Raw genomic sequence first — 14,368 nt, 5'->3', positions numbered from 1 at the left:
CCCCCGCGGGAATCCCGGCGCGGAGCACCGTGTGTGGCTGGCTACCCTTGTGGGGTGAGCGATCAGAGCCTTGTTCCCGCGACCGACGACCTTCCCGAGCAGATGCGCGTCCGGCGCGAGAAGCTGGACCGGCTCCGGGCGGCCGGCGTCGACCCGTACCCGGTCGGATTCCCCCGCACCACCACCATCGCGGACCTGCGTGCCAAGCACCCGGACCTGGAGCCGGACACCGCGACCGGCGAACGGGCCGGTGTCACCGGCCGCGTGATCCTCTCCCGCACCGGCGGCAAGCTCTGCTTCGCCACCCTGCGGGACGGCACCGGCGACCTCCAGGTGATGTTCTCGCTGGACAAGCTGGGCCCGGAGCGGCTGGCGGCCTGGAAGACCGACATCGACCTCGGCGACCAGGTCGGCGTCGAGGGCGAGGTGATCACTTCCAAGCGCGGCGAGCTGTCCGTGATGGTGGACCGCTGGGAGCTCACCGCCAAGTGCCTGCGTCCGCTGCCGGACAAGCACAAGGGCCTGACCGACCCGGAGGCCCGGGTCCGCCAGCGCTACGTGGACCTGATCGTCAACCCCGAGGCCCGCGAGATCCTGCACCTGCGCAGCAAGGTCGTCCGCTCGATCCGCCGCACCTACGAGGACCGCGGCTACATCGAGGTCGAGACCCCGATGCTGCAGCCGGTGCACGGCGGCGCCAACGCCCGTCCGTTCAAGACGCACATCAACGCGTACGACATCGACCTCTACATGCGCATCGCCCCCGAGCTGTACCTCAAGCGGCTGGTGGTCGGCGGCGCCGAGAAGGTCTTCGAGATCAACCGCAACTTCCGCAACGAGGGCGCGGACTCCACCCACAACCCGGAGTTCACCTCGCTGGAGTCGTACGAGGCGTACGGCGACTACGACACCCAGGCCGAGCTGATCCGCGAGACGATCGTGAACGCGGCCCGGGACGCGCTGGGCACCACGGTCATCAAGGGCGTGGACGCGCACGGCGTCGAGCACGAGATCGACCTGGCCGAGCCGTGGGAGGAGGTCGCGGTCTACCCGGGCATCTCCGCCCACCTGGGCGTGCAGGTCACCCCGGAGACCGGCGTCGAGGAGCTGCGCAAGCTGGCCACCGAGCACGGCATCCCGTTCGAGAAGGACTGGGGCCACGGCCAGATCGTGCTGGAGATGGTCGAGCGCCTGCTGGAGGAGAACGCCGTCCGGCCGACCTTCATCAAGGACTACCCGACCGAGGTCTCCCCGCTGACCCGCCAGCACCGCTCGCAGCCCGGCGTGGCCGAGAAGTGGGACCTGGTGATCTTCGGGACCGAGATCGGCACCGCCTACTCCGAGCTGGTCGACCCGGTCGAGCAGCGCGCCCGCCTCACCGCCCAGTCGCTGCTGGCGGCCGGCGGCGACGTCGAGGCGATGCAGGTGGACGAGGACTTCCTGCGCGCCCTGGAGTACGCGATGCCCCCGACCGGTGGCCTCGGCCTCGGCGTGGACCGCCTGATCATGCTGCTGACCGGCAAGAACATCCGGGAGACGGTGCTCTTCCCGCTGGTGAAGCCGGAGCCGAAGGCTTCCGCCGCGACGGCGGAGAAGACCGAGGAGGAGTGACCTGATGGACTACGTCAGCGCGATCGTGCCGCCGCTGGTCATGGCGATCGGCTTCGGATTCCTGGTGCGGGCCATCGTCCGCAGCCAGGGCGGGGCCCAGCGGGCCAAGGAAGACGTCGACTGATCCCGCGCGGGCCGACAGGCCCCGCGAGGACCGGCGGGCGGAACCCGCGACCGACGCCGTCAGCCGCCCCGAACGACCGGCGCGCCGCCATTCCCGATTCCCGGGGGTGGCGGCGCGCCGGTTTGGCGTACTTCACAAGATTTGCCCCATTCACTCCCTATCCTGGCCGCACTATGGTCCGGCAACTCGGCGAACTTGAGAACGCCATCATGACCCGGGTGTGGCAGTGGAACCGACCGGTCACGGTTCGCGAGGTTCTCCTGGATCTGCGGTCGGAACGCGAAATCGCGTACACCACGGTGATGACCGTCCTGGACAAGCTCCACAGAAAGGGCTGGCTGCGCCGCGAGCGGGTCGGCCGGGCCTATCGATATGAACCGGTCTCCTCGCGCGAGGCGTACACGGCGGCGCTGATGAACGACGCCTGGGCCACCAGCGACAATCCGGCGGCGGCCCTGGTGCACTTCTTCGGCCTGATGTCCCCCGAGCAACGCGAAGCGCTCCGGGACGCCTTGCGGGTGGCGGCTCTGTTCCCGTCCGATCCGACCGGGGCGGATTCCGCGGACGACGGACCCGATACCGGTGCGACGGAACCGGGAGCGGCGCGATAACGTCCGGGACCATGGAGGTCACCATCCGCCGGGCGCGGACCACGGACGTGCGGGCAGTGCGCAGGCTCATCGACACCTACTCGCGCGACGGCATTCTGCTGGACAAGCCCACAGTCACACTGTTCGAATCCGTCCAGGAGTTCTGGGTCGCGGAACGCGACGACAACGGCGTCGTGGTGGCCTGCGGCGCGCTGCACGTGATGTGGGAGGACCTCGCCGAGGTCCGCACGCTCGCGGTGGATCCGGTCGTCCGGGGCACCGGGATCGGGCACCTGCTGTTGGAGAAGCTGGTGCAGACCGCACGCTGGCTGGGCGTCCGTCGGATTTTCTGCTTGACGTTCGAGGTCGCGTTCTTCGCGAAACACGGTTTCGTCGAGATCGGCGAGCTCCAGGAAACCGATGATGGTACGACAGACCCGGCGGCGATCGCTACGGATGTCTATGAAGAACTCCTCCGCTCGTACGATGAAGGCGTCGCCGAGTTCCTCGACCTGGAGCGGGTGAAGCCCAACACACTGGGCAACTCGCGCATGCTGCTGCACCTCTGAGCCGGTCCACCCGGGTCAAGGGTTTGTGTTTTCCGGAGAAAGGCGCTTTCCTTTCCTTAGGCAATGGGTCGTTTAGCGGAAAGGGAAGCCCGTGGCACAGAGGGTGCAGGTCATTCTTGAAGACGATCTCGACGGCGGTTCGGCGGACGAGACGGTGACGTTCGCGCTCGACGGCGTTGCCTACGAGATCGACCTGAAGAGCGCCAACGCGGACAAGCTGCGCGGTCTGCTGGCGCCGTACGTGGAGAAGGGCCGCAAGCAGAGCGGCCGGCTCGCCGGTGCCCGTCGCCCGGGCCGCAGCGCCGCGGCGCGGCCGGCCGGCGGCGGCGCCCCGGACACCGCCAAGATCCGCGCGTGGGCCAAGGAGCAGGGCCTGGAGGTCAACGACCGCGGCCGCGTTCCGAGCAACGTCCGCGAGGCCTACGAGAAGGCCAACGCGTCCTGATCCCGGCGCCGCAGGCCCGCCGGAGCGGGTGCGGGGCCCCGGCGGCCGGAGGCGGCGCCGCCATCACACGCACGGGGCGCGGAGGAGTCTCCTCCGCGCCCCGCGGCGCGTGCCCGCGGGGCCGCGGCACCGGGGGCCTGCGGGGCACGGGCTCGGGCGGCGGAACAATCACGGGCTGTGCAACGCTGTAAGGGCGAAGCGGTAACGAGGACACCCGGGACGACGTACCCGGCCCCGGCCGCCGTTGAACCGCCGTCACCACGGCCCGACTTCTCGCCAGGCGAACACCGCCACCGCGGAAACTGCGCGAGAACCGCCCCGATACCGGGTATGAATGCAGGTGGACGGGTTCTTCGGCCCGTCCAGGGGCAGTATGTGCGACCGGCCCGACGGTTCCGGCCGCGCCCCGGCGGCGCGTGTTCGCCGATGGCGTAGCGGAATCCGGTGCATCCGGCCCGCCTGCGGGAACACCGTTTCCCAGCATCAGGTTGGGATTGGTGTCGGCTGGTCGCGCAGCATCTCGCTCCTCTACCGGGGAGTGAATCCGTGGGCCGCGCCGCTGAGCGGGACTAGCATGCGGAAGGACAGGGCGGGGACGGACCCCGAACTGCCCGACCGCTCTGAGGAGCGATAAACGATGTTCGAGAGGTTCACCGACCGCGCGCGGCGGGTTGTCGTCCTGGCTCAGGAAGAAGCCCGGATGCTCAACCACAACTACATCGGCACCGAGCACATCCTCCTGGGTCTGATCCATGAGGGCGAGGGCGTCGCCGCCAAGGCCCTGGAGAGCCTCGGGATTTCTCTTGAGGCCGTTCGCCAGCAGGTCGAGGAGATCATCGGCCAGGGCCAGCAGGCCCCGTCCGGTCACATTCCCTTCACCCCCCGGGCGAAGAAGGTGCTGGAGCTGTCGCTCCGCGAGGCCCTTCAGCTCGGCCACAACTACATCGGCACCGAGCACATCCTGCTCGGCCTGATCCGCGAGGGCGAGGGCGTCGCCGCCCAGGTCCTGGTGAAGCTGGGCGCCGACCTCAACCGGGTGCGCCAGCAGGTCATCCAGCTGCTCTCCGGCTACCAGACCGGCGGCGGCAAGGAGTCGGCCACGGCCGGCGGGCCCGCCGAGGGCACCCCGTCGACCTCCCTGGTCCTGGACCAGTTCGGCCGCAACCTCACCCAGGCCGCCCGCGAGGCCAAGCTCGACCCGGTCATCGGGCGCGAGAAGGAGATCGAGCGGGTCATGCAGGTGCTGTCCCGCCGCACCAAGAACAACCCGGTGCTGATCGGTGAGCCCGGCGTCGGCAAGACCGCCGTGGTCGAGGGCCTGGCCCAGGCGATCGTCAAGGGCGAGGTCCCGGAGACGCTCAAGGACAAGCAGCTCTACACGCTGGACCTGGGCGCCCTGGTGGCCGGCTCGCGCTACCGCGGTGACTTCGAGGAGCGCCTGAAGAAGGTGCTCAAGGAGATCCGCACCCGCGGCGACATCATCCTGTTCATCGACGAGCTGCACACCCTGGTCGGCGCGGGCGCCGCCGAGGGCGCCATCGACGCCGCCAGCATCCTCAAGCCGATGCTGGCCCGCGGCGAGCTGCAGACCATCGGTGCCACCACCCTGGACGAGTACCGCAAGCACCTGGAGAAGGACGCCGCGCTGGAGCGCCGCTTCCAGCCGATCCAGGTCGCCGAGCCCTCGCTGCCGCACACCATCGAGATCCTCAAGGGTCTGCGCGACCGCTACGAGGCCCACCACCGGGTCTCCATCACGGACTCCGCCCTGGTCGCCGCCGCCACCCTGGCCGACCGGTACATCTCGGACCGCTTCCTGCCGGACAAGGCGATCGACCTGATCGACGAGGCCGGCTCCCGGATGCGCATCCGCCGGATGACCGCGCCGCCGGACCTGCGCGAGTTCGACGAGAAGATCGCCGACGTGCGCCGCGAGAAGGAGAGCGCGATCGACGCGCAGGACTTCGAGAAGGCCGCGTCCCTGCGCGACGACGAGAAGCAGCTCCTGCAGGCCAAGGCCAAGCGCGAGAAGGAGTGGAAGGCCGGCGACATGGACGTCGTCGCGGAGGTCAACGAGGAGCTCATCGCCGAGGTCCTGGCCACCGCCACCGGCATCCCGGTCTTCAAGCTGACCGAGGAGGAGACGTCCCGCCTGCTGCGCATGGAGGACGAGCTGCACAAGCGCGTCATTGGCCAGAAGGACGCCATCAAGGCGCTCTCCCAGGCCATCCGGCGCACCCGTGCGGGCCTCAAGGACCCGAAGCGCCCCGGCGGTTCGTTCATCTTCGCCGGCCCGTCCGGCGTCGGTAAGACCGAGCTGTCCAAGACGCTGGCGGAGTTCCTCTTCGGCGACGAGGACGCGCTGATCGCGCTCGACATGTCCGAGTTCTCCGAGAAGCACACCGTCTCCCGGCTGTTCGGCTCCCCGCCCGGCTACGTGGGCTACGAGGAGGGCGGCCAGCTGACCGAGAAGGTCCGCCGCAAGCCGTTCTCCGTCGTCCTCTTCGACGAGGTCGAGAAGGCCCACCCGGACATCTTCAACTCGCTGCTGCAGATCCTGGAGGACGGTCGCCTGACCGACTCCCAGGGCCGCGTGGTCGACTTCAAGAACACCGTCATCATCATGACGACCAACCTCGGCACCCGGGACATCTCCAAGGGCTTCAACCTGGGCTTCGCGGCCACGGGTGACACCCAGACCGGGTACGAGCGGATGAAGGCGAAGGTCGGCGAGGAGCTCAAGCAGCACTTCCGCCCCGAGTTCCTGAACCGCGTCGACGACATCGTGGTGTTCCACCAGCTGTCCGAGGACGACATCATCCAGATCGTCGACCTCATGATCGACAAGGTGGACGAGCGGCTCAAGGACAAGGACATGGGCCTGGAGCTCAGCGTCGAGGCCAAGAAGCTGCTGGCCAAGCGCGGCTACGACCCGATCCTGGGTGCCCGTCCGCTGCGCCGCACCATCCAGCGCGAGATCGAGGACCACCTCTCCGAGAAGATCCTCTTCGGTGAGCTGCGGGCCGGCCACATCGTCGTCGTCGACGTCGACGGTGAGGGCAAGGAGGCCAAGTTCACCTTCCGCGGCGAGGAGAAGTCGGCCGTCGCGGACACCCCGGCCGCGGTCGCCTCGTCCGGTCCGGACCTGACGAAGTAACCCAACTTTTAACAGACAACTTCACAGCCACCGAGCCCCCGGCGTTCGCGCCGGGGGCTCGGTGCGTTCCGGCCCCTCCGCGGTCGGCACCGGTACGGACCGGGACGGCGGCTTCCGCATGGGCTGGTGCGGGTGCGCTCGGTTTCTCAGCGAGCTTTAACCAACATACGGTTGACAGACGGTCAGGTGATAGGGAGTCGCGGAGGATAGCGCCGTGACCATGTCACGGTCAAGGTCTATCTTTTCTGTGCACGCTTGTATCAAATGACGTCCACCTGTCTTTCATTTTGGTTTGCCGGGCTTTGGCCAAGAGCTGGGCCCCGGTCGGGGAGGACGTCACAACGTTGAAGAGCACCAGGAGAACCGCTGCGGCTGCCACGGCCGCAGCGGTCATAGTCACGCTCGGCGCGGGCCTGTTCCCGGGCACCGCCGTCGCCGCCGGCTCGGCCCCGGTCCCGCGGGACCCGGCCGAAGCCGTCCAGAACACCGAGCACAACCTTCCGGGCCCGCTGACCGCGAAGGTGGAGGCGGAGCAGAAGGCCGCCACCGAGAAGCTGCTCAACGGCACCGCCGAGGTCGAGCAGCACAACGGCAGCACCAGCGTGAAGCTCGGCAAGGACAAGTACGTGGAGCTCGCCCGCGAGCGCACGGACAAGATCTTCACCATCCTGGTCGACTTCGGTGACCAGGTGGACAACACCACCAAGACGCCGGACGGCAAGGTCAAGTACGGCGGCGAGGCCGGCCCCAAGCACAACGAGATCGAGAAGCCGGACCCGGCCACCAACAACTCGACCCAGTGGCAGGCCGACTACAACCAGCAGCACTACCAGGACCTGTACTTCGCCAAGGACAAGCCCTCGCTGAAGACCTACTACGAGAAGCAGTCCTCGGGCCGCTACTCGGTCGACGGCGTGGTCCAGGACTGGGTCCGCGTCCCGTGGAACGAGGCCCGGTACGGCTCCGACTACTGCGGCTCCAACGTCTGCGCCAGCGCCCAGGACCTGATCCGCGACGCCGTGGACATCTGGTATAAGGACCAGCAGGCCAAGGGTCAGACCGAGGCGCAGATCAAGGCGACCCTGGCCTCGTACGACCAGTGGGACCGCTACGGTTCGCACCACGACGGGAACTTCAACCAGCCCGACGGGTACATCGACCACTTCCAGATCGTGCACGCCGGCGAGGACAAGTCGGCCGGTGGCGGCAAGCAGGGCACCAAGGCCCTGTGGGCGCACCGCTCGTACGTCTACGGCAACCTGCAGGGCTCGGCCGGTCCCGAGGGCAACAAGCTCGGCGGCGTCCAGGTCGGCAACAGCGGCCTGTGGATCGGCGACTACACGATGCAGCCCGAGAACGGCGGCCTCGGCGTCTTCGCCCACGAGTACGGCCACGACCTCGGTCTGCCGGACCTCTACGACACCGCCGGCAAGGGCATCGACAACTCGGTCGGCTTCTGGTCGCTGATGTCCTCCGGTTCCTGGCTCGGCGAGGGCAAGAACAGCATCGGCGACATGCCGAACGACCTCGACGGCTGGAGCAAGTACCAGCTCGGCTGGCTGAAGGCGGACCGCGCCAAGGCCGGCACCGAGTCGACCCACCACATCGGCCCGGCGGAGTACAACAGCAACCTGCCGCAGGGTCTGATCGTCGACCTGCCGAAGAAGAGCATCACCACCGACATCAACAAGCCGTTCGGCGGCACCGGTGAGTGGTGGAGCGGCAGCGCCGACAACCTGAACGTCACGCTCACCCGCGACATCGACCTGACCGGCAAGGCCAAGGCCAGCATCAACGCCAAGGCCTGGTACGAGCTGGAGCAGGACTTCGACTACGCGTTCGGCGAGGTCTCCACCGACGGCGGCAAGAACTGGACCGTCGTGGACGGCACCTGGAACGGCACCGCCCTGCCGCGCGAGAACGGCCGTCCGGCCCTCAGCGGCCAGGTGGCCGCCTGGGGCGACCTGTCGTTCAACCTGGACGCCTTCGCGGGCCAGAAGATCAAGTTCCGCTACCGCCACACCAGCGACGGCGGCCTGCACTTCCGCGGCCTGACCCTGGACAACGTCGCGGTCGTCGCCGACGGCGCCACCGTGTTCAGCGACGACGTCGAGAACGGTGACAACGGCTGGGTGGCCGACGGGTTCTCCCGCTTCAGCGGCTCGTACACCAAGGACTACGCGCAGTACTACATCGCGGAGAACCGGCAGTACGTGTCCTTCGACCAGACCCTGAAGACCGGCCCGTACAACTTCGGCTTCGCCGACAAGCCGGGCTGGGTCGAGCACTACTCGTACCAGCCCGGGCTGCTGATCTGGTTCTGGGACGAGTCGCAGACCGACAACAACGTCAGCGCCCACCCGGGCCACGGCCTGGTCCTGCCGGTCGACTCGCACCCGACGCCGCTGAAGTGGTCCGACGGCGCCCTGATGAAGCCGCGCGTCCAGGGCTTCGACTCCACCTTCGGTTCCCGTCGCGTCTCCCCGCTGACCCTGCACAAGGCCGGCGTCGAGACCGTCATCCCGAAGGCCAAGGGCGTCGACGAGTTCAACGACCTGAAGTCGTGGTGGAGCAAGGACAACCAGTACGCCGGTGTCGACGTCCCGAAGACGGGCACCAGCATCGAGGTCGAGAACGAGTCCTCGAACTACCTGGAGACCTGGATCCGGGTCCGCCCGGTCGACAACTGATCGTCACCCCCCGGGTAGCGATCGGCCTGTGACCAGGCAGCTCTGACAACTCCACGTCCGGCCCGTCCCCGCAGCGCGCGGGGGCGGGCCGGACGCTTTGTCAGGCCCGGACGGCCGCCAGCCGGTCCAGGAAGGCGGCGGCCGCCACCGTGACGTCGGCGGCGGTCCAGTCGAGGGCGGGCGCCGCGACCGTGACCTCGGTCATCGACAGCCCGGGCGGCCCGCCCGCGCGCCAGGCGCCGAACAGCCCGATCCCGGTGTCCTCGGCCAGCCCCAGTGCGGCCTCCTCCAACTCGCCGACCGGGTGCGGCAGCCAGAGCTGGAACTGGTGGGTGTGCGGCGGGGCCGGGTGCACCCGGGCGCCGGGGACGGCGGCGAACGCCCAGTCCAGCGCCGCGGCGACCGTCCGGGCGTGCGCCACGTACCCGGGCAGCCGCGGCAGTTCGCGCTCCAGTCCGGTCAGCGCGGCCAGCGCGAACGGCCACTGCTGGTAGAGCTGCCCGCCGTAGCGGTGCCGCCAGGCCCGGGCGGTGCGGACGAAGCCGCCCGGACCCGCCAGCGCGGCGCCGCTGATCCCGCCGAGCGTCTTGTAGAAGGAGACGTAGACCGAGTCGGCCAGGGCGGCGACCTCCGGCAGCGGCCGGCCGAGGGCGACCGCGGACTCCCAGATCCGGGCGCCGTCCAGGTGCAGCGCCGCACCGTGCTCCTCCCGTACCACCGCGGCCAGCTCCACCAACTCCGCCCAGTCCGGCAGCACGAACCCGGCGTCGCGCAGCGGCAGCTCCAGGCTGAGCGCGGCGTACGGCTCGTCCAGGGCGCGCAGCTCCTCGGCGGTGGGCTGGCGCGGCTCGGTCGTCGGCCAGAGGCTGCGCAGGCCGGACAGGACGCCGAGCGCGTGCCGCTCGTGCCGGTCGGTGTGGGCCAGCGGGTGGGTGACCACGGTGCGCGGGCCGGCCGCCTCGGCGTGGATCCGCAGGGCGATCTGCTGGGCCATGGTGCCGGTCGGGAAGAAGGCCGCGTCCTCGGTGCCGAGCAGCTCGGCGACCCGGTGCTCCAGGGTGCGGACCACGCCGTCGCCGTACTGGTCCGGGCGGCCGTCCAGGTCGGGGACGGCGTGCGGCCCGGCGTCGGAGCCCGGCCCGGGAGCGGTGTCCGGCCCGGGGCCGGCGTCCGGGAGCGGGCCGGCCAGGTCGGCGAGGCGTTCGCGGATGCTCTGCGGCCGGACGCCGGACAGCAGCCGCTCGCAGCCGCGCAGGGCGGCGAAGCGGCGGTCCGGCAGGCTCGGGCGGTCACTGGCGTCGGGGTCTTCGCTCCTGTTGCCATACATGGCTCGATGGTGCCGCAGCGGGCCGGACCGGTCAGCGGTCCGCACGAAAGCGGTTCGAGCCCGCCAAACCCGGGCCGCGCGTGGCGCTGGTCACAGGCCCGCGGCCCGGTACGACCGGCGGTAGTAGCGGGCCCGAGGGGACCGACGGGCGCGCCGGAGCGGACCTGGACGATCGGATCTCATGATCGGTACTCCATCGGTTTGAATCTCCGGCGCCACGCCGACTACACGCCGTAGTACGTCAGCCCGTTTGGGACTCCGCTCGGTGACCGTTAAACCTGAGTGGTCCCCCGCTCAGCACGCGCCCGAACGGGCCCTTCGTGCTGCCCTCGTACGACCCGTGAGGTACGGCAAGCGATGTCCAACGTCCCGCCCCTGGCGCCGGCCCTGCGCCGGCTCGCCGCCCGTGCGGCGGCCCAGGCCGCGGCCTGGCAGCCCCGGCTCGACCACGCCGTCCGTACCCACGCCGCGCCGCTGCGCACGCTCGCCGCCCGTACGGCGGCCCAGGCCGCGGCCTGGCAGCCCCGGCTCGACCACGCCGTCCGCACCCACGCCGCGCCGCTGCGCACGCTCGGATCGCCCCGGCACACCACGCTGCCCGGCAGCCGGCAGCGGGCCGAGCACGACCACGCGCTGGTCTCGGCCGGAGCGGCCGCCGTGCTGCTCGCCGGCGTGCTGCTGGTCGCCACTCCGGGCTCGGCCTCGGCGCAGACCGTGCTGCCCACCACCCCGGGCAGCTCGGCCTTCACCGTGCCGAAGGTGGACGTGCCGAGCGCGGGGCTGGTCCAGGTGGCCGGACCCAGCGCCTACAAGCTGCCCGACGACGGCGACTCCGCGCAGCAGTCCGTGGCCGTGGCGGCCAACCTGCTGCCGTTCGACCCGCCGGCACCGGAACCGGCACCGGAACCGGAAGGCGCCGCCGAGCCGGCTCCCGAGCCCGGACCCGCGCCCGACCCCGGGCCGGCCCCGGTTCCCGGATGGTCGGCGCCGGTGCCGAACGCACCGACCAGCAACCCGTACGGGAAGCCCAACCGCAGCTACGCGGCCGGGTACCACACCGGGGTGGACTTCGCGGTCGCCCCGGGCACGCCGCTGCTGGCGGTCGGCGACGCGACCGTGGTGTCGGCCGGCTGGGACGGCGCGTACGGCAAGGAGGTCGTGCTGCGGCTGGCGGACGGGCACTTCGCGCAGTACGCCCACATGTCCTCGGTCGCCGTCTCGGCCGGCGAGCGGGTGTCGGCGGGCGAGCGGATCGGCATGTCCGGGAGCACCGGCAACTCGACCGGGCCGCACCTGCACTTCGAGATCCGCACCAGCAACCGCTACGGCGCGGTGGTCAACCCGATCGCCTACCTCGCGGGGCACGGCGTCACGAACTTCTGAGCCGCCCCGCGGCGCTCAGCCGGCGCCGGGCGCGGGGTGGCTGATCCGGGCGCCGATCTCCAGCGCGATGTCCCGGGCCGCGCGGATCGCCTCGTCCAGGTCGGCGGGGGGCAGCCGCTCGCCCCACACGTTCGGGGCGTGACCGCAGTCCGCGTTGTCCTGCTTGACCAGGAACAGCGACGAATGGACGGTGAACAGCGCCATCGCGGCCCGCAGCCGGTCGTGGAAGTCCGCGTCCGGCCCGTGCACCAGCTGCATCATGGTGATCATGCGATCCCTGAAGGCCAGCCCGGCCGGGGACTCGCGCAGCGCGGGCTGGTTCTCGTGGAAGAAGCGCAGCAGCGGGGCCCGCTCGGCCATCCCGTCCGCGAAGCGGCGGATCAGCTCGTCGCGCACCTCCGGGCTCCAGACCTGCTGACGGCCCCACGCGACGGTCTCGTCGATCGGCGCGGCCATCCGCTCGACGATGCCCAGGACGATGTCGTCCTTGGTCTTGAAGTGGTAGTAGAGCGCGGCCTTGGTGACACCCAGGCGGTCGGCGATCTCGCGCAGTGAGGTCTGCTCGTAGCCCTGCTCGGAGAAGAGCTCCAGCGACACCTCGATGATGCGAGCCCGGGTGTCGCTGCGGGGGCTGTGCGGAGTGCCCATGGCCTGCCTCATGACTGCGTCGGTGACTACTGCGGACCCCGGGACGGCGGCCGCCCCGGACTCATTCTCCCTGCCCAGAAGGCCGGTCGGGAAACTGGCTTGACGACCGGCTAGTAAACAACCTACCGTGCCGACGGTCGATAAACTAGCCGGGCGACAAGTAAGTGAGCCGCCGCACGGCACGACGCTCCGTCCGAACCACCCTCCGGGAGACCCCTCTCATGTCACAGCCCAAGACCACCGGCCCGGCGCCGGAGGACAGGACGGCCGAGGAGGAGCAACCGCGGTCGCCCCGCGAGATCCGCCTCGTCATGGTCGGCCTGGTCGTCACCATGCTGCTGGCCATGCTCGACAACCTGATCGTCGGCACCGCGATGCCGACCATCGTCCACGACCTCGGCGGCGGCGAGCACCTGTCCTGGGTGGTCACCGCCTACACCCTGGCCACCGCCGCCTCCACCCCGGTCTGGGGCAAGCTCGGCGACATGTACGGCCGCAAGGGCACCTTCCTCACCTCGATCGTGATCTTCCTGGTGGGCTCGGCGCTGTCCGGCCTGGCACAGAACATGAACGAGCTGATCGGCTTCCGCGCCGTGCAGGGCCTGGGCGCCGGCGGTCTGATGGTCGGCGTCATGTCGATCATGGGCGCGCTCGTCCCGCCGCGCGACCGCGGCAAGTACCAGGGCATGTTCGCCGCGGTGATGGCCCTCGCCACCATCGGCGGCCCGCTGGCCGGCGGCTTCATCACCGACCACCTGAGCTGGCACTGGACCTTCTACATCAACCTGCCGCTCGGCGTGATCGCGCTCGCCGTGGTCGTCGTCACCCTGAAGCTGCCGAAGGTCCGCAACACCGCCAAGATCGACTACGCGGGCGTCGTGCTGCTCACCACCGGCATCACCTCGCTGGTGCTGATCACCACCTGGGGCGGCCAGCAGTACGCCTGGGGCTCCAAGGAAATCCTGGGCCTGACCGCGCTCGCCGCCGCCTCGCTGATCGCCTTCTGCTACGTGGAGCAGCGGGCCGAGGAGCCGATGCTCCCGCTGAGCCTGTTCCGGAACCTGAACTTCACCCTGGTCTCGATCATCGGCTTCATCGTCGGCTTCGTGATGTTCGGCTCGACCGTCTTCCTGCCGCTCTACCAGCAGACGGTCCAGAGCGCCTCGGCGACCAACTCCGGTCTGCTGCTGATGCCGATGATGTTCGGCATGCTGATCGTCTCGCTGGTGGTCGGCCAGGCCGTCACCAAGACCGGCAAGTACCGGATCTACCCGATCATCGGCACCATCGTGATGACCGCCGGCCTGATCCTGCTATCCACCATGGGCATCGGGACCAGCAGGTTCACCTCGGCCTGCTGGATGGTCGTGCTCGGCGCCGGCATGGGCTTCCTGATGCAGATCACCATGCTGGTCGCGCAGAACAGCGTCGAGCTCAAGGACATGGGCGTGGCCAGCTCCACCGCCACCCTGTTCCGCACCATCGGCGGCTCCTTCGGTGTCGCGCTGTTCGGCGCGCTGTTCAACAACCGGGTGACCGACACGATGGCGGAGATGCTGGCCGGGAAGCCGATGCCCCCGGGCGGCATGAAGGACCCGCAGCAGAGCAGCCTGGAGGAGCTGCACAAGCTGCCGGACTACGTCCAGGACGCCTACAACCACGCGGTGTCCAACGGCATGCACACCGTCTTCCTGTGGGGCGCGGGCGTGGCCGTGATCGCGATCGCCGCGGCGGTGTTCCTCCGCGAGGTGCCGCTGCGCGGGACCGGCAAGGGCGAGAAGCCGGCCGAGGCCTCGCTGGAGGCGGCGGCCGTCTGACGGTCCC

At 69.9% G+C, this 14,368-nt stretch carries 10 protein-coding genes; 8 read left to right on the top strand and 2 right to left on the bottom strand.

Going from position 1 to position 14,368, the window contains the following annotated elements:
* Positions 1–54: 54 nt before the first annotated feature.
* The 6 genes from lysX to ACFVUY_RS03130 all read left to right on the top strand — a co-directional run bounded on the left by lysX (position 55) and on the right by ACFVUY_RS03130 (position 9,186).
* Positions 55–1,611, top strand: a complete 1,557-nt coding sequence (lysX, locus tag ACFVUY_RS03155) for a bifunctional lysylphosphatidylglycerol synthetase/lysine--tRNA ligase LysX (RefSeq protein ID WP_387686008.1) — start codon at positions 55–57, stop codon at positions 1,609–1,611.
* A gap of 297 nt (positions 1,612–1,908) precedes the next feature.
* Entirely contained in the window at positions 1,909–2,346 is a 438-nt protein-coding gene (locus ACFVUY_RS03150) for a BlaI/MecI/CopY family transcriptional regulator (protein ID WP_387686007.1), read from the top strand.
* Positions 2,347–2,357: 11 nt separating this feature from the next.
* On the top strand, positions 2,358–2,894 hold the full coding sequence (locus tag ACFVUY_RS03145; protein ID WP_359910474.1) for an amino-acid N-acetyltransferase: 537 nt from the start codon (positions 2,358–2,360) through the stop codon (positions 2,892–2,894).
* Between the two features lie 91 nt (positions 2,895–2,985).
* On the top strand, positions 2,986–3,339 hold the full coding sequence (locus ACFVUY_RS03140) for an Lsr2 family protein (protein WP_387686004.1): 354 nt from the start codon (positions 2,986–2,988) through the stop codon (positions 3,337–3,339).
* Between the two features lie 637 nt (positions 3,340–3,976).
* Positions 3,977–6,496, top strand: coding sequence for an ATP-dependent Clp protease ATP-binding subunit (locus ACFVUY_RS03135; RefSeq protein ID WP_387686001.1), 2,520 nt, complete (start codon positions 3,977–3,979; stop codon positions 6,494–6,496).
* Between the two features lie 344 nt (positions 6,497–6,840).
* Entirely contained in the window at positions 6,841–9,186 is a 2,346-nt protein-coding gene (locus tag ACFVUY_RS03130) for an immune inhibitor A domain-containing protein (protein WP_387685999.1), read from the top strand.
* Between the two features lie 100 nt (positions 9,187–9,286).
* On the opposite strand, the gene ACFVUY_RS03125 is transcribed toward ACFVUY_RS03130, so the two are convergent.
* Complete coding sequence (locus ACFVUY_RS03125; RefSeq protein ID WP_387726965.1) at positions 9,287–10,513, bottom strand: threonine aldolase family protein; 1,227 nt, start codon at positions 10,511–10,513, stop codon at positions 9,287–9,289.
* A gap of 357 nt (positions 10,514–10,870) precedes the next feature.
* Here ACFVUY_RS03125 and ACFVUY_RS03120 point away from each other — a divergent pair, with 357 nt between their 5' ends.
* Positions 10,871–11,896, top strand: a complete 1,026-nt coding sequence (locus ACFVUY_RS03120) for a M23 family metallopeptidase (RefSeq protein ID WP_387726963.1) — start codon at positions 10,871–10,873, stop codon at positions 11,894–11,896.
* A 15-nt stretch (positions 11,897–11,911) separates the two neighbouring features.
* On the opposite strand, the gene ACFVUY_RS03115 is transcribed toward ACFVUY_RS03120, so the two are convergent.
* The gene (locus tag ACFVUY_RS03115; RefSeq protein WP_387685993.1) at positions 11,912–12,544 is read right to left on the bottom strand and encodes a TetR/AcrR family transcriptional regulator; all 633 of its coding nucleotides are present in this window, start codon (positions 12,542–12,544) and stop codon (positions 11,912–11,914) included.
* 221 nt (positions 12,545–12,765) lie between these two features.
* Between ACFVUY_RS03115 and ACFVUY_RS03110 the strand changes: the two genes are divergently transcribed.
* Positions 12,766–14,361 (top strand): MDR family MFS transporter, encoded by a 1,596-nt coding sequence (locus ACFVUY_RS03110; protein ID WP_387685991.1) that lies wholly within the window; start codon positions 12,766–12,768, stop codon positions 14,359–14,361.
* Positions 14,362–14,368: the final 7 nt, after the last annotated feature.

It is taken from the genome of Kitasatospora sp. NPDC058063 (assembly GCF_042885395.1).
GTDB lineage: Bacteria > Actinomycetota > Actinomycetes > Streptomycetales > Streptomycetaceae > Kitasatospora > Kitasatospora lactacystinica.
Note: the sequence above shows the minus strand (reverse complement) of the source record. Positions and strands in the feature narration are given on the sequence as shown.